The organism is Micromonospora sp. NBRC 110009, from assembly GCF_030518795.1.
In the GTDB taxonomy this organism is placed as follows: Bacteria; Actinomycetota; Actinomycetes; order Mycobacteriales; family Micromonosporaceae; genus Micromonospora.
In genome coordinates this window covers 7,032,338-7,052,175 of the sequence record NZ_CP130427.1, presented here as the reverse complement: position 1 = coordinate 7,052,175, position 19,838 = coordinate 7,032,338, and the positions used below count along the sequence as shown (strand labels likewise).

18 protein-coding genes are annotated in these 19,838 nt (G+C 73.0%); 13 read left to right on the top strand and 5 right to left on the bottom strand.

The annotated features are described in order from the left end of the window. The 3 genes from Q2K19_RS33205 to Q2K19_RS33195 all read right to left on the bottom strand — a co-directional run bounded on the left by Q2K19_RS33205 (nucleotide 1) and on the right by Q2K19_RS33195 (nucleotide 2,791). A complete protein-coding gene (locus Q2K19_RS33205) occupies nucleotides 1–342 on the bottom strand; it encodes an NIPSNAP family protein (protein WP_302766456.1) in 342 nt (113 codons plus the stop codon). Between the two features lie 102 nt (nucleotides 343–444). Then, nucleotides 445–1,128 (bottom strand): response regulator, encoded by a 684-nt coding sequence (locus Q2K19_RS33200; protein WP_302766455.1) that lies wholly within the window; start codon nucleotides 1,126–1,128, stop codon nucleotides 445–447. A 76-nt stretch (nucleotides 1,129–1,204) separates the two neighbouring features. Continuing rightward, nucleotides 1,205–2,791, bottom strand: coding sequence for an ATP-binding protein (locus Q2K19_RS33195; protein ID WP_302766453.1), 1,587 nt, complete (start codon nucleotides 2,789–2,791; stop codon nucleotides 1,205–1,207). A 137-nt stretch (nucleotides 2,792–2,928) separates the two neighbouring features. On the opposite strand from Q2K19_RS33195, the gene Q2K19_RS33190 reads away from it, so the two are divergent. Together Q2K19_RS33190 and Q2K19_RS33185 are read left to right on the top strand one after the other, a co-directional pair. After that, a complete protein-coding gene (locus Q2K19_RS33190) occupies nucleotides 2,929–4,314 on the top strand; it encodes a cation:dicarboxylate symporter family transporter (RefSeq protein ID WP_302766452.1) in 1,386 nt (461 codons plus the stop codon). Between the two features lie 137 nt (nucleotides 4,315–4,451). After that, nucleotides 4,452–5,489 carry an aminotransferase class V-fold PLP-dependent enzyme gene (locus Q2K19_RS33185; protein WP_302766451.1) on the top strand — a complete coding sequence of 346 codons (1,038 nt, stop codon included), beginning with the start codon at nucleotides 4,452–4,454 and terminating at the stop codon, nucleotides 5,487–5,489. A gap of 109 nt (nucleotides 5,490–5,598) precedes the next feature. On the opposite strand, the gene Q2K19_RS33180 is transcribed toward Q2K19_RS33185, so the two are convergent. Continuing rightward, nucleotides 5,599–6,771, bottom strand: a complete 1,173-nt coding sequence (locus tag Q2K19_RS33180; RefSeq protein WP_302766450.1) for an acyl-CoA dehydrogenase family protein — start codon at nucleotides 6,769–6,771, stop codon at nucleotides 5,599–5,601. A gap of 219 nt (nucleotides 6,772–6,990) precedes the next feature. Here Q2K19_RS33180 and Q2K19_RS33175 point away from each other — a divergent pair, with 219 nt between their 5' ends. From Q2K19_RS33175 to Q2K19_RS33165, 3 genes are read left to right on the top strand one after another with little or no spacing between them, the layout of a single operon-like run. Continuing rightward, nucleotides 6,991–7,644: a TetR/AcrR family transcriptional regulator gene (locus tag Q2K19_RS33175; RefSeq protein WP_302766449.1), complete on the top strand. Its 654-nt coding sequence runs from the start codon at nucleotides 6,991–6,993 to the stop codon at nucleotides 7,642–7,644. Between the two features lie 40 nt (nucleotides 7,645–7,684). Further along, complete coding sequence (locus Q2K19_RS33170; RefSeq protein WP_302766447.1) at nucleotides 7,685–9,127, top strand: aldehyde dehydrogenase family protein; 1,443 nt, start codon at nucleotides 7,685–7,687, stop codon at nucleotides 9,125–9,127. Then, nucleotides 9,124–10,200, top strand: coding sequence for an alcohol dehydrogenase catalytic domain-containing protein (locus Q2K19_RS33165; RefSeq protein WP_302766446.1), 1,077 nt, complete (start codon nucleotides 9,124–9,126; stop codon nucleotides 10,198–10,200). Before Q2K19_RS33170 ends, Q2K19_RS33165 begins: the two co-directional genes overlap by 4 nt. A gap of 22 nt (nucleotides 10,201–10,222) precedes the next feature. On the opposite strand, the gene Q2K19_RS33160 is transcribed toward Q2K19_RS33165, so the two are convergent. Then, nucleotides 10,223–11,152, bottom strand: a complete 930-nt coding sequence (locus tag Q2K19_RS33160) for a TetR/AcrR family transcriptional regulator C-terminal domain-containing protein (RefSeq protein ID WP_302766443.1) — start codon at nucleotides 11,150–11,152, stop codon at nucleotides 10,223–10,225. Nucleotides 11,153–11,313: 161 nt separating this feature from the next. On the opposite strand from Q2K19_RS33160, the gene Q2K19_RS33155 reads away from it, so the two are divergent. From Q2K19_RS33155 to Q2K19_RS33120, 8 genes are all read left to right on the top strand, one after another. Then, nucleotides 11,314–12,531 (top strand): FAD-dependent monooxygenase, encoded by a 1,218-nt coding sequence (locus Q2K19_RS33155; protein ID WP_302766442.1) that lies wholly within the window; start codon nucleotides 11,314–11,316, stop codon nucleotides 12,529–12,531. Between the two features lie 275 nt (nucleotides 12,532–12,806). Then, a complete protein-coding gene (locus Q2K19_RS33150) occupies nucleotides 12,807–13,568 on the top strand; it encodes an ABC transporter ATP-binding protein (protein ID WP_302766440.1) in 762 nt (253 codons plus the stop codon). After that, nucleotides 13,555–14,247 carry an ABC transporter ATP-binding protein gene (locus tag Q2K19_RS33145; RefSeq protein WP_302766437.1) on the top strand — a complete coding sequence of 231 codons (693 nt, stop codon included), beginning with the start codon at nucleotides 13,555–13,557 and terminating at the stop codon, nucleotides 14,245–14,247. The genes Q2K19_RS33150 and Q2K19_RS33145 overlap by 14 nt, the downstream gene beginning before the upstream one ends. 59 nt (nucleotides 14,248–14,306) lie before the next feature. Then, the gene (locus Q2K19_RS33140; RefSeq protein ID WP_302766435.1) at nucleotides 14,307–15,551 is read left to right on the top strand and encodes an ABC transporter substrate-binding protein; all 1,245 of its coding nucleotides are present in this window, start codon (nucleotides 14,307–14,309) and stop codon (nucleotides 15,549–15,551) included. A gap of 7 nt (nucleotides 15,552–15,558) precedes the next feature. Beyond that, nucleotides 15,559–16,443 (top strand): branched-chain amino acid ABC transporter permease, encoded by an 885-nt coding sequence (locus Q2K19_RS33135; protein WP_302766433.1) that lies wholly within the window; start codon nucleotides 15,559–15,561, stop codon nucleotides 16,441–16,443. Beyond that, nucleotides 16,440–17,462 carry a branched-chain amino acid ABC transporter permease gene (locus Q2K19_RS33130; RefSeq protein WP_302766432.1) on the top strand — a complete coding sequence of 341 codons (1,023 nt, stop codon included), beginning with the start codon at nucleotides 16,440–16,442 and terminating at the stop codon, nucleotides 17,460–17,462. The genes Q2K19_RS33135 and Q2K19_RS33130 overlap by 4 nt, the downstream gene beginning before the upstream one ends. 186 nt (nucleotides 17,463–17,648) lie before the next feature. Next, the gene (locus tag Q2K19_RS33125) at nucleotides 17,649–19,214 is read left to right on the top strand and encodes an MFS transporter (protein ID WP_302766430.1); all 1,566 of its coding nucleotides are present in this window, start codon (nucleotides 17,649–17,651) and stop codon (nucleotides 19,212–19,214) included. An 11-nt stretch (nucleotides 19,215–19,225) separates the two neighbouring features. Continuing rightward, nucleotides 19,226–19,834, top strand: coding sequence for a TetR/AcrR family transcriptional regulator (locus tag Q2K19_RS33120; protein ID WP_302766429.1), 609 nt, complete (start codon nucleotides 19,226–19,228; stop codon nucleotides 19,832–19,834). The last annotated feature ends 4 nt before the right edge of the window (nucleotides 19,835–19,838 follow it).

The window sequence follows — 19,838 nt, the reverse complement described above, 5'->3', positions numbered from 1 at the left end:
TCAGGGGCGGTGGCCGCAGAGCACGTCGCCGGCGGCGTCGGAGGTCTCCAGCACCACCGTGTGGTAGCTCTCGATGCGCGACAGGATCGCGTCGCGGGGCCCGTTCCGCCAGGCGTCGCTGCCGTAGAACGCCTCTTCCTGCTCGTCCCGTACCGCCAGCGACGGGAAGCCCCGGATCAGGTACGCCTCCTCGTGGCCGTCCTCGCGGACCAGGGACGCCCCGGCGGCCACCACCCGGATGCCGAAGCGGTCGAGCAGCGGCGCGGCTTCCTCCCGCATCACCCGGACGAACTCGTCCGCGGTGCCGGGCTTCAGCCGGTAGGTGCGGATCTCGAGAAACATCGGCGGCCTCCGCAGCGAGGTGAGAGGTCGACGCTATCGGCCGCACCCCCACCGCACCACCCGGTTCGGAGGAGTCGGGACCCCGTCGGCCGACCGGAGCGCCTACATTGGCCGGTACTCGACCTCGGGGCGGCCGGGGGTGCCGTAGCGGGGCGCGCGGACCGCGCGGTCGGCGGAGACCAGGTATTCCAGGTAGCGGCGCGCGGTCACCCGGGAGATGCCGGTCCGCCGGCTGACCTCGCCCGCGGAGAGCCCGTCGCCGTCGGCGAGGGCGGCCAGCACCGTGTTCAGCGTCTGCTCGTCGAGGCCCTTGGGCAGGGTGTGCCGGGCCGCGCCGCGCAGCGTGGCGAACATCCGGTCCACCTCGTGCTGGGCGGCCACCTCGCCGTCGGCGAGGGCCTGCCGGCGGTACTCGGCGTACCGCTCCAGCTTGTCGCGGAACGCGGCGAAGGTGAACGGCTTGAGCAGGTAGTGGGTGACCCCGAGGGAGACTGCGGTGCGGACCACCGCCAGGTCCCGCGCCGAGGTCACCGCCAGCACGTCGATGTCGCTGCCGGCGGCCCGCAGCGCCCGGCAGACCTCCAGCCCGTGCAGGTCGGGCAGGCGGAAGTCGAGCAGCACCAGGTCGACGTCCGCGCCGCCGCGCTGCCGCAGCGTCGCCATCGCCTCCTGCGCGGTGTGCGCCACCCCGCCCACCACGAAGCCCGGCACCCGCTCGGTGTACGCCTTGTGCGCCTCCGCCAGCAGCGGCTCGTCCTCCACCACCAGCACCCGGATGTCGCTCATGCCGGCACTCCGCTCCGCTCCGTGCCGTCATGAGGCACCAGGGCACTGCGCCTGATGATTCGCTCGCTGCGCTCGCTCATCGGGGCTCCCGTGGGACCGGCAGCCGGACGGTGAACACGGTCTCCCCATCGTCGGTGCGGTCGACCTCGGAACTGCCGCCGTGCCGGCGGACCACCTGCCCGACCAGCGCCAGGCCGAGCCCCCGGCCGGCGCTCTTGGTGGACCAGCCGCGGCGGAAGGCGTCCGCCACCCGCTCGGGGTCCAGCCCCGGGCCGCTGTCGGCGACCCGGACCACGAGCTGGTCGTCCACGGTGCCGACCAGGACGCGTACCCGCCGGGGCGGGGCGGTGCCGGCGACCGCCTCCAGGGCGTTGTCGACCAGGTTCCCGACGACGGTGAGCAGGTCGGTGGTGGGCAGCGGGCTGTCGTCAAGGCGGCAGTCCGGGTCGACCACCAGGTCCACGCCGCGCTCGCCGGCCCGCGCGGACTTGCCGAGCAACAGCGCCGCGAGGGCCGGCTCGGTCACCGCCCCGACCACCCGGTCGGTGAGCTGCTGCGCGAGCTCCAGGTCCCGGGTGGCGAGCCGCACCGCCTCGTCGGCGCGGCCCAGCTCCATCAGGGTGAGCACGGTGTGCATCCGGTTGGCCGCCTCGTGGGTCTGCGCCTGCAACGCCTCGGTCAGCGCGCGCACCGAGTCCAGCTCGCTGGCCAGGTTGCGCAGGTCGGTCTGGTCGCGCAGGGTCAGCACGCTGCCGAGCACCGTGCCCTCGAAGCGGGTCGTCCGCTGGTTGGCCACCAGCACCCGGTCGCCGGCGAGGATCGGCTCGTCGTGCGCGTCCCGGCCGGAGGCGAGCAGTTCCGCCACCGCCGGTGGAAGGTCGACCGCGGCCACCGGCCGGTCGGTCACCGCCGCATCGTCGCCGAGCCCGAGCAGGCGGCGGCCCTCGTCGTTGACCAGCGCCACCCGCCGGTCCCGGGTCAGCACCACCAGCCCCTCGCGTACGGAGTGCAGCACCGCGTCGTAGTACTCGTACATCCGGGTCATCTGGGCCGGGCCGAGGCCGTGGGTCTGCCGCCGGAGCCGGCGACTGAGCAGCCACGAGCCGGTGGCCGCCAGCGCCAGGGCGGGCCCGGCGGCGTAGAGCAGGACCGGCACCTGGGCGAGCAGCTTTCGGTTGATCACCTTGGTGGTGATGCCGACCGAGACCAGCCCGATGATCCGCTCGTCGTCGTCGTACACCGGCACCACCGCGCGCACCGACTCGCCGAGGGTGCCGACGTTGGTGACGGTGAACGGCTCGCCGGCCAGGGCCGGGCCGATGTCGCCGATGAAGGGCTGCCCGATCCTTGCGTGGTTGGGGTGCGAGTAGCGGGTCCTATCCGGGGCCATCACCACCACGAAGTCCGTTTTCGTGGCTTTCTGGACCGAGTCGCCGTACGGCCGGAGGGTGGCCGAGGGGTCGGGGGAGGCCAGGGCGGTGCGGACCTCGGGGGAGTGGGCCACGGTCTGCGCGACGGCGAGCACCTGCTCCCTCGCCGCCTGCTGGGAGTCGCTGCGGGCGAGCACGGCCGCGGCGGCCGCGCCGGCCAGCACGAGCAGCGTCACCACCACGGCCTGGAGGGCGAAGAGCTGCCCCGCGATGCTCCACTGCCGTCGAGCCACGTCTCTCTCCTCCTTCCGCCGCAGGTCGCCCGGCAAGTCTGGCGCACCCGGCCGGTGCGGTTTCGGCCGTGCTTCGCGCGGGTGAACAGAATGAACGCAAGCGTGCCCTCCGCTGAGACCCGCTTCACATTGTGGGCATGGACACCACCACATCCACCCCCGTGGCCGCCCGGCCCGCCCGCCGGGACCGGACCCGGTACCTCTACCTGGCGGTCATCGTGGCCGTCGTCGCCGGCATCCTGGTCGGCCTGGTCGCCCCCGAGGTCGGCAAGGAGCTGAAGCCGCTCGGCACCGGCTTCGTGAACCTGATCAAGATGATGATCAGCCCGGTCATCTTCTGCACGATCGTCCTCGGCGTCGGCTCCGTCCGGCAGGCGGCGCGGGTCGGCAAGGTGGGCGGCCTCGCCCTCGGCTACTTCCTGATCATGTCCACGGTGGCGCTGGCGATCGGCCTGGTGGTCGGCAACATCATCCACCCCGGCTCCGGCCTGAACCTCGGCCCCGAGGTGGCCGACGCGGGCAAGTCCGCCGCCGGCGGCGAGAGCGGCGACACCGTCGACTTCCTGCTCGGCATCATCCCGACCTCCCTCCTCTCCGCGTTGACCGAGGGCTCGGTGCTCCAGACGCTGCTGGTTGCCCTGCTGGTCGGCTTCGCGGTCCAGGCCATGGGCACGCGCGGCGAGCCGGTGCTGCGCGCGGTCGGCGTGCTCCAGCGCCTCGTCTTCAAGGTGCTGGCGATGATCATGTGGGTGGCCCCGATCGGCGCCTTCGGCGCGATGGCCGCGGTCGTCGGCGCGACCGGCGTGGACGCGCTGACGAGCCTCGCGCAGATCATGCTCGGCTTCTACGCCACCTGTCTGATCTTCGTGGTCGTGGTGCTCGGCACGATGTTGCGCCTGGTGTCCGGGGTCTCGATCTTCTCGCTGCTGCGCTACCTGGGCCGGGAGTTCCTGCTGATCCTGTCCACCTCGTCGTCGGAGTCGGCGCTGCCCCGGCTGATCGCCAAGATGGAGCACTTCGGCGTCAGCAAGCCGGTCGTCGGCATCACCGTCCCCACCGGCTACTCCTTCAACCTCGACGGCACCGCGATCTACCTGACCATGGCGGCGCTGTTCATCGCCGACGCGCTGGGCAAGCCGATGGCGATCGGCGAGCAGATCGGCCTGCTCGCCTTCATGGTCATCGCGTCCAAGGGCGCCGCCGGGGTCACCGGCGCGGGCCTCGCCACGCTGGCCGGCGGCCTCCAGTCGCACCGGCCCGACCTGGTCGACGGGGTCGGCCTGATCGTCGGCATCGACCGGTTCATGTCCGAGGCCCGGGCACTGACCAACTTCGCCGGCAACGCCGTCGCCACCGTGCTGGTCGGCACCTGGACCGGCGAGTTCGACCGGGAGCAGGCCCGCGCGGTGCTGGCCGGGGAGCGGCCCTTCGACGAGGCCACCATGCTCGACGACGACGAGCCGGCCGACGGCCGGCCCACCGCGGAGCCGCAGACCGGTTCGCTGGCCGGCGCGAGCGCCTGAGCCCACCGCCGCCCGCCGCCCGGGACGCCACCCGGGCGGCGGGCGCGCGTCCGGGCCCGGTCCGTCGCCCGCCGGCCGGTCCACCGGTACGGAATTGGCGGTGCCGACCCACCCGCGGGCGCGGCTAGCGTCGCCCCATGGATGTGGCGCAGGTGCAGAAGCTGTGGCAGCCGGAGCCCGGGTGGCTGAACACGGCCAGTTACGGGCTGCCTCCCGAGCCGGCCTGGACGGCGTTGCAGGACGCCCTGGCGGACTGGCGGGTGGGGCGGATCTCCTGGGAGGGCTGGGGCGAGGCCGCCGAGCGGGCCCGGGCGGGTTTCGCCCGGCTGGTCGGGGTGGCCGCGGCGGACGTGGCGATCGGCAGCACCGCGTCGCAACTGCTCGCCCCGGTGGCCGCCGCGCTGCCGGCCGGGGCCACGGTGGTCGTCCCGGAGGTCGAGTTCACCTCCAACCTCTTCCCCTGGCTGGTGCAGCAGGAGCGGGGCGTCCGGGTGCGTACCGTGCCGCTGGACGGGCTGGTCGACGCGATCGACGGGGACACCGACCTGGTCGCGTTCAGCCTGGTGCAGTCCGCGGACGGCGCGGTCGCCCCGTACGAGAAGGCCGTCGCGGCGGCCCGGGCGCACGGCGCCCTCGTGGCGGTGGACGCCACCCAGGCCTGCGGCTGGTTGCCGTTCGAGGCGGGCCGGGCGGACGCGGTGGTGGTGTCGGCGTACAAGTGGCTGATGGCCCCGCGCGGCGCGGCCTTCGCCTACCTGGCCCCGGAGCTGCGCGACCGGCTGCGTCCCGATGCCGCCGGCTGGTACGCGGGCCGGGACGTGCACGCCTCCTACTACGGCCCGCCGCTGCGGCTGGCCGACGACGCCCGCCGGTTCGACATCTCCCCGGCCTGGTTTTCCTACGTGGGTGCGGCGCCCGCGCTGGAACTGCTCGCCGAGATCGGGCTGCCCGCCGTGCACGAGCACGACGTCGCGCTGGCCAACCGGTTCCTCGCCGGGCTGGGCCGGCCGCCCGGCGACAGCGCCATCGTCGCCGTCGAGGTGCCCGACGCGCAGGAGAGGCTGGCCCGCGCCGGGGTGCGCGCGGCGGTCCGGGCGGGCCGGGTCCGGGCGGCGTTCCACCTCTACACCACTGAGGCGGACGTCGACCTGGCCCTGGACGCGCTGACGAGCTGACGAGCCGGAGTTGTCGGAGTGCTCCCACCCCGGGACCGGGCGGGAGCACTCGGACAACTCCGGCTCGGGCGCATCTGACGCCGCGCCGCGACCGGGGTGCGGTCGCCGCTCAGGCCAGGTGGCCGCCGATCTTCGTGTACCCGCGCAGCAGGTCGCGGGAGATGATCAGCCGCTGCATCTCGTCGGTGCCCTCGAAGATCCGGTAGAGCCGGACCTGCCGGTACCAGCGCTCGATCGGCAGCTCACGGGTGTAGCCCATGCCTCCGTGGATCTGGAGCACCCGGTCCACCACCCGGTTGACCATGCCGGCGCCGTAGAGCTTGCCCATCGACGAGGCGTGCCGGGGGTCCAGGCCCTGGTCGACGGCCCACGCCGACTTCAGCACCAGCCAGCGGGCCGCCTCCAGCTCGGTCTCCGAGTCGGCGATCATCCACTGGATGGCCTGGTTGGTGCCGATCTTCGCGCCGAACGTCTCCCGGGTGTTGGCGTGGTCGATCGCCATCTGCAGGGCCCGCTCGGCGATGCCGATGGCGTGCGACGGAATGGTGTAGCGGCCCTTGCCGATCCACTCCATGCCCAGCGTGAAGCCCTGGCCGAGCTCGCCGAGAATGTTGCGGTGCGGCACCCGGACGCCGTCGAAGATGAGCGACGCCGGGCCGCCCTCGCCCATGGTCTGGATGAACTCCGACCGCCAGCCCATCGTCCGGTCCACCAGGAACGCCGTCGCGCCGCCGTTGCGGGCGCCCTTCTTCGGATCGGTCACCGCCACCACGATGGTGAAGTCGGCGTCGTTGCCGTTGGTGATGAAGGTCTTCTCGCCGTCGAGGACCCAGTCGTCGCCGTCCCGGCGGGCGCGCAGCCGGATGTTCGCCGCGTCCGAGCCGGCGCCCGGCTCGGTGATCGCGAAGCAGGAGATCCGTTCCCCCTCGATGGTGGGGAGGAGGAACTCGCGCTTCTGCTCCTCGGTGGCGTGGAAGAGGATGTTGTCCGCCTCGCCGCCGAACCGGAACGGCACGAAGGTACGCCCCAGCTCGGTCCAGATCAGCGACTGCAGGACCGCCGGCAGGTCCATCCCGCCGTACTCCTCCGGCGTGGCCAGCCCCCAGAAGCCGAACTTCTTCGCCTTGAGCTGCAGCTCACGCAGCTCGGAGCGGTCCAGGCCGGGCTGGTGGGCGCGCTCGCGGCGCAGCACCTCCTGCTCCAGCGGCATGACCTCCCGGGTGATGAAGGAACGCACGGTGTCCCGGACAGCGCGTTCCTCCTCGGACAGTGCGAAGTCCACGGTGCTCCCCTTGGGTGTCGGTGCGGCGGCGGGTCGTCCTTAAACTAGCGGTGTAAGTTTTCATCCGTCCAGCCCCCTCCTTCCACCGTCGAGGTGAGGCCCGGCCGGCCGGCGCTGGCTAGGGTGCGTGATCAGGTGGTTTCCAGGAGAGGGGCGGCATGGCGAAACTCGTCCGGCGGCGGGCGCACGACGACGGCGACCCGGCGAGGGTGGGCTAACGTGCCGCGACCCCGACAGGCCCTGCTGAGCCGGGACCGGATCGTCGCCACCGCGCTCGCGCTGATCGACGCCGACGGGCTCGCCGCGCTCTCCACCCGGCGGCTGGCCGCCGCGCTCGGCGTGCAGGGCCCGTCGCTCTACAACCACTTCGGCACCAAGGACGAGATCCTCGACGCGGTGGCGGACAGCGTCACGGCGACCGTCGACGTCGGCGGCTTCGGCCGGTACGACTGGTGCGAGGCGTTGCGGCACTGGGCCCGGTCCTACCGGGCCGCCCTCGCCGCGCACCCGAACATCGTCCCGTACCTGGCCCAGGGGCCGGGCCGGCGGCCGGCCGCGCTCGCCATGGCCGACGCGGTCTACGGTGCCCTGGTCCGGGCCGGCTGGCCGCCGGCGCGGGCCACCCACGTCGGGGCCGCGCTGCGCTACTTCGTGGCCGGCTCGGCGCTCGGCTCGTTCGCCCGCGGCTTCGTCGAGGACCGGGCGCTCTACGCCACGCACCCGCACCTCGGCCAGGCGCACCGGCTCGCCGGCCACCAGGAGCGCGTCGACGAGGGCGCCTTCACCCTCGGCCTGGACGCGCTGCTGCACGGCCTCTCCGCCGAGTACGACCGGACCGTTGCCGGGGTGGAGCGCGTCGCCGGTACCGAGTAGCGTCAAAACTCCCAGCGCTAGTTTCTCCGCGAAGGACGACATGGATCTCGCCGCCGCACCCCCCGCGCTCCTGGTCCGCCGTCACCTGCATCTCGCCGGCGAGTGGGTCGACCCCGCCGACGACGGGTCGATCCCGGTCGAGAACCCGGCCACCGGGGAAATCGTCGGGCAGGTCCCCGCCGGCACCCCGGCCGACGTCGACCGGGCCGTCGCCGCCGCCCGGGCCGCCTTCCCCGGCTGGGCGGCCACCGCCCCGGCCGAGCGGGCCGGCCACCTCGACCGGCTGCACGCCGCGCTCGCCGCCCGCGCCGACGAGATCGCCCGCACCGTCGCGTACGAGTTGGGCACCCCGCTCAAGCTCGCCACCCGGGTGCAGGCCGGCCTGCCGTTGACCGTGCTGCGGAGCATGGTCGACCTCGCCGCCCGCCCGCCGGCCGAGGAGACCGTGGGCAACTCGCTGGTGGTCCGCGAACCCGTCGGCGTGGTCGGCGCGATCACCCCGTGGAACTACCCGCTGCACCAGGTCGTCGCCAAGGTCGCCCCGGCCCTGGCCGCCGGCTGCACCGTGGTGCTCAAGCCGAGCGAGCTGACCCCGCTCACCGCGTACCTGCTCTTCGACGCGGTCGCCGAGGCCGGGCTGCCGGCCGGGGTGGTCAACCTGGTGCCCGGCACCGGGCCGGTCGTCGGCGAGGCCCTCGCCGCCCACCCCGACGTCGACCTGGTCTCGTTCACCGGCTCCACCGCCACCGGCCGCCGGATCGCCCACCTCGCCGCCGACCGGATCGCCCGGGTCGCCCTCGAACTCGGCGGCAAGTCCGCCAACCTGATCCTCGCCGACGCCGACCTGCCCACCGCGGTGAAGGTCGGCGTCGGCAACGCCCTGCTCAACTCCGGGCAGACCTGCACCGCCTGGACCCGGATGCTGGTCCACCGGGACCGCCACGCCGAGGCGCTCGACCTGGTCGCGTCGGCCGTCGCGGCGTACCGGTTGGGTGACCCGTTCGACCCGGCGACCCGGCTCGGCCCGCTGGTCTCCGCCGCCCAGGCCGACCGGGTCCGGGGTCACGTGGCGCGGGCCCTCGCCGACGGGGCCCGGCTGGTCGCCGGTGGTCCGGACGCCCCGCTGCCGCCGCGCGGGCACTTCGTCGCGCCCACCGTCTTCGCCGACGTGCACCCGGACAGCGCCCTGGCCCAGGAGGAGGTGTTCGGCCCGGTGCTCGCGGTCATCCCCTTCGGCGACACCGACGAGGCGGTCGCCATCGCCAACAACTCGCGGTACGGGCTGGCCGGCGCGGTCTGGTCCGCCGACGAGGAGGCGGCCCTCGCCGTGGCCCGGCGGCTGCGTACCGGCCAGGTGGACGTCAACGGGGGCGCGTTCAACCCGCTCGCCCCGTTCGGCGGGTACAAGCAGTCCGGCCTCGGCCGGGAGCTGGGCGTGTCCGGCATCGAGGAGTTCACCGAGCTCAAGGCGATCCAGCGATGAGGGCCCTGGTGGTCCGCGGCCGGGACGCCACCCCGGCCGTCGAGGAGGTACGCCTGCCCGCCCCCGGCCCCGGTGAGCTGCGGATCCGCATCCGCGCCGCCGGCGTCTGCCACTCCGACCTGTCCATGGTGAACGGCACGCTCGCGCCCGCGTACCCCCTCGTCCTCGGGCACGAGGCGGCCGGCGTGGTCGCCGAGGCCGGCCCCGGCACCCGGCTGGCCGTCGGCGCGCCGGTGGTGCTCAACTGGGCCCCCGCCTGCCGCTCCTGCTGGCACTGCCGGCACGGCGAACCCTGGCTCTGCGCCGCCAACACCACCCCGGCGGTGGCCCGCGGCGAGACCGCCGACGGCGGCCCGCTGCACGTCACCCTCGGCCTCGGCGCGCTCGCCGAGGAGGTGGTGGTGCCCGAGCACGCCGCCGTGCCGATCCCCGCCGGGCTGCCGTTCGACCAGACGGCGCTGCTCGGTTGCGCGGTGCTCACCGGCACCGGCGCGGTGCGCAACACCGCCCGGGTGGCGGCCGGCGAGTCGGTCGCGGTCATCGGGCTCGGCGGGGTCGGGCTCGCCGTGCTCACCGCCGCCCGCCGGGCCGGGGCCGCGCCGATCCTCGCGGTCGATGTCGCCGAGGCCAAGCGGGAGCTCGCCCTCGCCGCCGGCGCCACCGACTTCCTGCTCGCCGACGACCGGCTCGCCAAGGAGGTACGCGCGCGCACCGGAGGGCGGGGCGTCGACCACGCCTTCGAGTGCGTCGGCCGCGCCGCCACCATCCGGTCCGCCTGGCGACTGACCCGGCGCGGGGGCGCGGTGACCGTGGTCGGCATGGGCGGCAAGGACGACATGGTCAGCCTCGCCGCGCTGGACATCTTCCACTCCGCCCGCACCCTGCGCTCCTCGGTGTACGGGTCGTCCGACCCGGATCGGGAGGTGCCCGAGCTGGCCGCCGCGCTCGCCGACGGCACCCTGGACCTGCGCCCGCTGGTCAGCGGCACCCTGCCGCTCGACGAGGCGCCGGCGGCGTTCGGCCGGCTGGCCCGGGGCGAGGGCGCCCGCTGGGTGGTCACCTTCCCGGACTGACCGGCGGACGGCCGCGACCGGGTCAGCCCGGCCGGTGCCCGCCGTCGATCAGCGCGGCGTAGCCGTCCAGCAGGCGGTGCAGGCCGAACTCGAAGACGCTGTCCAGGTCCAGGTCGACCGTCTCGTCCAGCGTCGCCATGGTCGGGTACCGGCCGCCGGCCATCATTCGCCGGAACATCGCGTCCTGGGTCTCCACCCACTGCTCGTCGGTCAGGCCGGTGTCCTGCTCGGCGTGTGCCTGCGCCTCCAGGCTGGTGGCGATGCCCCGCACGTACGCCATCAGCGTCACCGCGGCCTGCCAGCGCATCGGGTTGTCGAGGCCGAGCCCGGCCGTGGCGCGCAGCGCCCACTCGGTGTGGGCCATGCCGTGCGGCAACGGCTGCGGGCGGGACATCGAGATGACGTGCGGCAGCCAGCGGTGCCGCCGGTAGGCCGCCCACTGCGCGCGGGCGAGCACCTCCAGACGGGCCCGCCAGCCGGCCGGCGGCACGGCGGGCAGCGGCGCGTCGGCCAGCGCCGTGTCGGCCATCGCCAGCACGAGGTCGTCCCGGCCGCGGACGTGTCGGTAGAGGGACATGGTGGCGATGTCCAGGTCGGCGGCAAGCTGCCGCATCGAGACCGCGGCCAGGCCGCCCACGTCGGCGAGGGCGATCGCCGTACGCACCAGCCGCTCCCGGCTCAGCTCCGGTTCGGTCCCGGCCGGCCCACGGCGCGGCCGGGGTGCCGCCGGGCGGGGCGGGGCGACCACCGTGCCCGCCCCCGGCCGGGTCAGCACCAGCCCCTCGTCGCGCAGCAGGGCGAGGACCTTGGTGGCGGTGGCGATGGCCACCCCGTGCTCGCGGGTGATCCGCCGGGCCGACGGCACCGGGTCGCCGGGGCGCAGCTCCCCGAGCGCGATGCGGCGGCGGATCTCCCCGGCGATCCGCCGGTACGGCGGCTCCGACCCGGCCACAGTCCACCTCCGGCGTACTAGTGCGAGGTGCCCCGCGTGGCCCTCGCCCGGGCGAGCGTACTAGGTCACGACGGGGTGGGCGGAGCGCTCGGTGCCTACGCTCCTCGCGGACCCGGGGCGGACCGGGTTGACGGTGTACGCACGACATCAGGAGCGCTGCGATGGACGACAGGACCTTGCTCATTTCCGGCGCCAGCGTGGCCGGCCCCGCGCTGGCCTACTGGCTGCGCCGCTACGGCTTCTCGGTCACGGTGGTGGAGCGGGCCCCCACCCTGCGGCCGGGTGGCCACGCGGTCGACGTGCGCGGCGCTGCCCGCGACGTCGTCGAGCGGATGGGGATCATGTCCCGGGTCCGCCGGCAGAGTGTCGACGAGCGCGGCGTCGCGTTCGTCGACCGCCACGGTCGGCGTACCGCGACGATGCCCGCGGACGCGTTCGGCGGCGAGGGGATCGTCGCGGAGATCGAGATCATGCGGGGCGACCTGTCCCGGATCCTCTACGACGCGACCAGCGGGGATGTCGAGTACCTCTTCGGTGACCGGATCGTGGAGCTCACCCAGGACGACGACGGGGTCGAGGTGGTCTTCGCCAGCGGGGCGGCCCGCCGGTTCGACCTCGTCGTGGGCGCCGACGGGGTGCACTCCGGCGTACGCGCGCTCGCCTTCGGGCCGGAGTCCGACCACGTACGCCAGCTGGGCGCGTACACGGCGTACTTCACGGTGCCGGACCCGGGCGACCTGGAGAACTGGCTCCTGATGTACAACGCGCCCGGCGGCCGGGTGGCCATGATCCGTCCTGAGCGCGGCGGTACCGCGAAGGCGTCACTGGGCTTCACCTCGCCCCCGCTCGACTACGACCGGCGCGACGTCCGTGACCAGCAGCGGATCCTGGCCGAGCGGATGGCCGGCGCCGGCTGGCGGGTGCCCGAGTTGGTGGCGGCGATGCCGGACGCCCCGGACTTCTACTTCGACTCGATCAGCCAGGTGCACGTCGACCGCTGGTGGCGGGGGCGAGTGGCGTTGGTGGGTGACGCCGGCTACTGCGGCTCGCCGCTGGTCGGCCTCGGGACCAGCCTGTCCCTCGTGGGCGCGTACGTCCTAGCCGGCGAGCTGGCGTCCACGCCGGACGGTCACGAGGCGGCGTTCGCCCGCTACCAGGACGAGCTGCGTGACTACGTGGCGGCCGCGATGGAGTTGCCGCCCGGCGGCGTCAACGGCTACGCCCCGCAGTCGCAGTTGATGATCTCGCTACGCGCCCTCTCGATGCGGATGATGACCCGGTGGCCGATGCGCCGGATCCTGGCCCGGCAGTTCCAGAAGTCCGACGGCATCGTGCTCGAGGACTACCCCGCCCGACGCCTCCCGCGCGTGGGCGCGTGACGCGGGATGAGCCGACCGCCCGGGAAACCGCTCCCATGGTGGTCGGCCCACATGCCGAGCGTGATCGGCTTTGATCTATCCGGAGGTGGCGGCCGGCCGGACCGGCACCCGACCCGCCGGGCATGGCTGTCGAACCCGGCTGCCAGGCCCCGAATATGTGGGTAATCGACATGGATCGACTCACCGGCCGCACCGTAGGTTTCCTGCACGCGACGGCCCTGTGACCCCGGTCACCGACCTGGCCCTCGCGGCGCGGACCTGCGGAGGGTGTGGCGATGGCCGGGCAAGCGATCCTGTCGGCCCGCGGGCTGACCCGGGACTTCCGGGGCTTCCGGGCGGTCGACGGGGTCGACCTCGACGTGGCGCCGGAGACCGTGCACGCCCTGGTGGGGCCGAACGGCGCCGGTAAGACCACCCTGTTCAACCTGCTCACCGGCTTCCTGCCGGCCAGCGCCGGGCGGATCGAGCTGGCCGGCCGGGACGTCACCGGCCTGCCCCCGGAGCAGGTCGCGCGGCTCGGCGTGGCCCGCTCCTTCCAGATCACCAGCCTCTTCCCGCAGCTCTCCGCGCGGGAGCACGTCGAGCTGGCGTTGCAGAGCCCGAGCGGGCTCGGCTGGCGGTTCTGGCGCTCGGCGAAGCTGCTGGGGCGCTACCGGGACCGCGCCGACGAACTGCTCGCCATGGTCGGCCTCGCCGAGCTGGCCGAGGCCCCGGCCGAGGCCCTCGCGTACGGGCGCAAGCGGGCCCTGGAACTGGCCATCGCCCTCGCCCTGGACCCGAAGGTGCTGCTGCTCGACGAGCCCACCGCCGGCATGGGGCTGGAGGACGTCGACCGCACCGTCGACCTGATCGCGCGGGTCCGTCAGGGCCGCACCGTGGTCATGGTGGAGCACAACATGAGCGTCGTCGGCCGGCTGGCCGACACCGTCACCGTCCTGCAGGCCGGCAAGGTCCTCGTCGAGGGGCCGTACGAGCAGGTCCGCGCGGACGAGCGGGTCATCACCGCCTACCTGGGAGCCGCGGATGCTGCGCATTGAGAACCTCTCCGCCTGGTACGGCGAGGCGCAGGTGCTGCGGGAGGTGAGCCTGGAGGTGGCCGCCGGCGAGGTGGTCACCCTGGTCGGCCGCAACGGCGCCGGCAAGTCGACCCTGCTGCGCAGCGTGATGGGGCTGCACCCGGGGCAGCGCGGCACGGTGACCCTGGACGGCACCGACCTCACCCGGCTGCCGGCGCACAAGCGGGCGCGGCTCGGGCTCGGCTGGGTCCCCGACGACCGCGGCGCGTACGCCACCCTCAGCGTGACCGAGAACCTGACCCTGCCGCCCCGAGTCGGTCCCGACCCGTGGTCCCTGGAACGGATCTACGAGGCGTTTCCCGCGCTCTACACCCGGCGCGACTCGGCGGCCACCATGCTCTCCGGCGGCGAGCAGCAGATGCTCGCCCTGGCCCGGGTGCTCCGGATGGGCGCCAGGCTGCTGCTCTGCGACGAGCCCACCGAGGGGCTGTCGCCGCTGCTCGTGCAGCAGGTCGGTGACCTGCTGCGGGAGGCCAAGAAACACGGGGTGACCGTGCTGCTGGTCGAGCAGAACCTGCACTTCGCCACCGGCGTCGCCGACCGGCACTACCTGCTGGCCGAGGGACGGATCGCGGAGGCGATGGAGAACTCCGAGGTGCGGTCGCGGGAGCGCGAGCTGCTGGCGTACCTCGGCATCTGATTTCCGAATTGAAGACGAACCGTGAGCCGCGCCCCGGGCGCGGATGTGGAGGGATTGGCATGCGCAGAACCGCAGGTCTCGCGGCGGCCTCGGCCGCCGTGCTGCTCGCCGCCGGCTGCGGTGGTGGCGGGCCGAGCGCGTCGGGCGACTCGAAGCTGACCGACGACAAGATCGTGCTTGGCGTACTCAACGACCAGTCCGGGGTGTACGCGGACCTGTCCGGCAAGAACTCGGTGAAGGCCGTGGAGATGGCCATCGCCGACTTCAAGGCCAAGTACGGCGACAAGGCGGTGACCAAGAACATCAGCGTCGAGTCCGCCGACCACCAGAACAAGCCGGACATCGCCAACACCAAGGCGGCGGAGCTCTACGACCGCAAGGGCGTGGACGCGATCTTCGACGTGCCGACCTCCTCGGCGGCGCTGAAGGTCGCCGACGTGGCCAAGGCGAAGCAGAAGCTGTACTTCAACATCACCGGCGCGACCACCGACCTGACCGGCAAGTCGTGCAACAAGTACACCTTCCACTACGCCTACGACAGCTACATGCTGGCCCACGGCACCGGCACGGTGGTCACCGAGCAGGGCGCCAAGAACTGGTACGTCGTCTACCCGGACTACGCCTTCGGGCAGGACATGGAGAAGAAGTTCTCGGCCGCGGTGGAGGGAGCCGGCGGCAAGGTCGTGTCCAAGGCCCCGACGCCCTTCCCGAACGACAACTTCTCCACCTTCCTGCTGAAGGCGCCCACGCTCAGCCCGAAGCCGGATGTGCTGGCCACCATGCAGGCCGGCGGTGACCTGGTCAACCTGGTCAAGCAGTACAACGAGTTCAAGCTGCGGGACAAGGGCATCGGCCTGGCCGTCGGCCTGATGTTCCTCACCGACATCCACTCGCTGACGCCCGCCGCCCTGGCCGGTACCACCTACACCGACGCCTGGTACTGGAACTTCGACCAGAAGAACCGCGAGTTCGCCGACCGGTTCCAGAAGGAGACGGGCACCCGGCCCACCTTCGCGCACGCGGCCAACTACTCGGCGGCCATGCAGTACCTGGAGGCCGTGCAGGCCGCCGGCACCGACAACGCCGACAAGGTGGTCGGGCAGCTGGAGGGCAAGAGCATCGAGGACGTCTTCCTGCGCAACGGCAAGATCCGCGCCGAGGACCACCGGGTCATCCACGACGCCTACCTGGCCCAGGTCAAGCCGGCGGCCGAGGTGAAGGAGCCCTGGGACTACGTGAAGGTTCTCAAGACCATCCCCGCGGCCGAGGCGTTCGCGCCGCCGTCGGGCGAATGCAAGATGTGACGAGGCGATGAGCGGTTTCCTGCAACACACGTTCAACGGGCTGGTGAGCGGGGCGTTCTACGCCCTGCTCGCCCTCGGGCTCTCCGTCATCTTCGGGATGCTGCGGGTGGTGAACTTCGCCCACGGTGCGTTCTACATGCTCGGCGCCTTCGGGGCGTACGTGCTGCTCACCGAGATGGGAGTGCCGTTCTGGGGTGCGCTGGTGATCGTGCCGGTCGCGCTGGGTCTGCTCGGCATGGCGCTCGAGCGGGCGTTCATCCACCGGCTGACCCGGCTCGACCCGCTGTACAACTTCCTGCTCACCTTCGGGCTGACGTTGATCCTGCAGGACCTGGTCAAGTCGAGGTACGGGGTGAACTCCAGCCCGTACACCACCCCGGCCGAACTGCAGGGCTCGGTCGACTTCGGACTGTTCGACTTCCCGACCTACCGCGTCTTCGTGCTGGTCTTCGCCGGCCTGCTGTGCCTGGGCGTGTGGTGGCTGCTGAGCCGCACCCGGATCGGCATGGTGGTGCGGGCGTCCACCGAACGGCCGGAACTGACCCGGGCGTTCGGCATCGACGTGGGGCGGTGGGTCACCCCGGTGTTCGGCTTCGGCATCGCCCTGGCCGGGCTCGCCGGCGTGCTCGCCGCCCCGATGCGGGCGGTCAACCCGCTGATGGGCGCCGACCTGATCATCGTGGTCTTCGCGGTGGTGGTGATCGGCGGGCTCGGTTCGATCTTCGGCTCGGTCGCCGCCGGTTTCGGCATCGGCCTGCTGCAGGCGTGGGGCGAGGCCTACCTGTCGGAGCGGATGCCGATCCTGGCCCAGACGCTCGTGTTCATCGTGATGGCCGTCGTGCTGCTGTGGCGCCCGGCGGGCCTCTTCGGGCGGGAGGAGACGCCGGCATGACCGAGACGTCCACTGTGCAGCCGACGGAAGAACCCGCCGCGGCCGCACCCCGCTCGGCCCTGGGCGCCGTCAGCCGGGCCTCCGGCTGGGTCCGCTACCTGCTGCTGGCCCTCGGGCTGGTGGTCGCGCTCTGGCTGCCCAACGGGCTGTACCCGTCGGTTGCCGTCGACATCCTGTGCTGGGCGCTCTTCGCGGTCTCCGTCGATCTGCTGCTCGGCTACACCGGCCTGATGTCCTTCGGGCATGCCGCGTTCTGGGGCACCGCCGCGTACGCCTCCGGCCTGGTCGCGATCCACCTCGGGGCGCCCTTCCCGGTCGCCGCGCTGGCCGGGGCGCTGACCGCGGCGCTGCTCGCGCTGCCGATCGGATATCTCGCGGTCAAGCGGACCGGGATCTACTTCGCGATGGTGACCCTGGCCTTCGCGCAGATGATCTACTTCGTGGCGAACAAGTGGGGCTCGATCACCGGCGGCGAGAACGGCCTGCAGAGCGTGCCGCGGGAACTGTTCGGCCTGGACCTCAGCGACGAGTACTACTTCTACTACGCGGCCCTGCCCATGGTGCTCGCCGGGCTCTTCGCAGCGTGGCGGATCGTGCACTCGCCGTTCGGGCGGGTGCTGGTCGGCATCCGGGACAATCCGGCCCGGGCGCGGGCGCTGGGCTACCCGGTGCACCGCTACAAGCTGACCGCGTTCGTCCTCTCGGCGTTCCTCGCCGGGCTGGGCGGTGGACTCTTCGTCCTCAACCACCGGTTCGTCTCGCTCGACGCCCTGCACTGGACCACCTCGGGGAAGGCGGTGATCGTCGTCGTCCTCGGCGGCATCGGCACGCTCTGGGGCGGGGTGATCGGCGCGGCGCTGCTGGTCCGGCTGGAGGACTGGCTGTCGTTCTCCGGATTCGAGCAGGTCAACCTGGTCATCGGCGCCATCTTCGTGCTGGTGGTGCTGCTGTTCCGGCGGGGCATCTGGGGCAGCGCGGCCGCCCTGGCCCTGCGCCTGATGGCCTCGCGCCGGCGCTAGCTCTCGTCGACCCCGCCGCTGGCCGGCACCCCGACCGGGGTGCCGGCCAGCGGCGTTCCGGCGTGACCTGGCACACAAACGATACGAACCGGTTCCGTATCGAAAACCGCTCACCTAGGCTCGGCATCGTTACGAGTCTGCCCCGTTTCGTATTTCGACGCGGGTGAACCGGGGGGAGAACCGGGCATGGAACCACACGAGAACACCGGACACCCGAGGAGGTGGGCGATCCTGGGGGTGCTGGTGATCAGCCTCCTCGTGGTCGTCCTCGACAACACCATCCTCAACGTCGCCCTGCGTACCCTGGCCGACCCGGTGCACGGCCTCGGCGCCAGCCAGGGCGAGCTGGAGTGGTCGATCAACTCCTACACGCTGGTCTTCGCCGGCCTGCTCTTCACCTTCGGCGTCCTCGGCGACCGCCTGGGGCGCAAGCGTTTCCTGGTCGTCGGGCTGGCCCTGTTCGGCCTGGCGTCGCTGCTGTCCGCGTACGCCCAGGACCCGGGGCAGCTGATCGCGGCCCGCGCGCTGATGGGGGTCGGCGGCGCGGCCATCATGCCGGTGACGCTCTCGATCATCTCCAACGTCTTCGACCCGCGGGAGCGGGCCCGGGCGATCGGGGTCTGGGCCGGCGCGGTCGGCCTCGCCGTGGCGATCGGCCCGGTCCTCGGCGGTGCCCTGCTGGAGCACTACTGGTGGGGTTCGGTCTTCCTGATCAACGTGCCGGTGGTGGTGCTCGGCGTGGTCCTGGTCACCGCCCTCGTGCCCGAGTCCCGCGACCCGAACCCGGGCCGGGTGGACCTGCTCGGCGTGCTGCTGTCCGTGGTCGGCCTGGTCGGCCTCACCTACGGCATCATCGACGGCGGCGAGCACGGCTTCGACCGGCTGCGGGTCTGGGCCGCCATCGTCGGCGGCGTGGCGGTGCTGGCCTGGTTCGTCGCCCACGAGCTGCGCAGCGACCACCCGTCGCTGGACGTGCGGCTGTTCCGGGTGCCCCGGTTCGCCGCGCCGGTGGCGATGGTCGGGCTGGTCTTCTTCGCCGCCATGGGCGTGATGTTCTTCGGGGCGTTCTACCTCCAGCTGGTGCGCGGCTACAGCCCGCTGGAGAGCGGCCTGCTGTTCCTGCCGTTCGCGGTCGCCCAGCTCGTCTTCGCCCCGCGCAGCGCCGCCATGGTCCGCCGCTACGGCGGCCGGGCCGTCTCCAGCGTCGGGCTGCTGCTCACCGCCGCCGCCCTCGGCGCCTTCGTCTTCATCGACGCGGACACGCCGATCTGGATCTTCTCGGCGCTGGGCTTCGTGCAGGGCGCCGGGATGGCCAACATCATGCCGCCGGCCACCGAATCGATCATGTCGTCGCTGCCTCGGGAGAAGGCCGGCGTCGGCTCGGCGGTCAGCAACACGGTCCGCCAGGTGGCCGGCGCGCTCGGCGTGGCGGTGCTCGGCTCGGTGCTCTCCGCCGTCTACCGCAACGACGTGGCCGCGGCGGCGGCCGATCTGCCCGGCCCGGTACGCGACGCGGCCCGGGAGTCGATCTCCGGCGCGTACGCCGTCGCCGGCCGGCTCGGACCCGGGGCGCCCCGGCTGATCGCGGCGGCGAACGACTCGTTCGTGTCCGCGATGCACTGGGCGGCGGCGATCTCCGCGCTGGTGGCGGCCCTCGGCATCATCATCGTGCTCCGCTGGATGCCCGGCCGGCCGGTGATCGCGACCGACGCCCGCCCGGCCACCGAGCGGGAGTTGGCCGGGACCCCGTAGGTTCGGCGACAATGTCTGACATGAGTACCCACGCCGATGCTCCGCGGTCGCCCGGGCGACCGCGGAGCGTCCGTGCGGACGAGGCGATCGTGCAGGCCACCCTCGACCTGCTGGCGGAGGGGAGCACCATCGAGGCGCTCTCCATCGAGGCGATCGCCGCCCGCGCCGGGGTCGGCAAGGCCACCATCTACCGCCGCTGGTCCGGCAAGGACGCGCTGCTGCTCGACGCGCTGCGCACCCTCAAGGGCACCCCGCCGCAGCCGGCCGGTCACTCCGTCCGCGACGACCTGGTGCTGCTGGTCGGCGCGATCGGGCACAACATCGACCCCCGGGCCGCCAAGATCATGCCGTGTCTGGTGCCCGAGGTGAACCGCAGCCCGGTCCACTACCAGCTCTACCGGAGCATGGTCGAGCCGCGCCGGAAGCTGATGCGGCAGGTGCTCGAACGGGGGATGCGCACCGGCGAACTCCGCGCCGACCTGGACGTCGACCTGGCGATGGCAATGCTGAGCGGGCCGATGCTGATGCAGCGGATGCTGCGCTGGCAGCCCGAGCTGGACGACAAGCTCCTGCCGGAGCGGATCGTCGACGGGGTGCTGGACGGGCTGCGCGTCCGCTGACCGC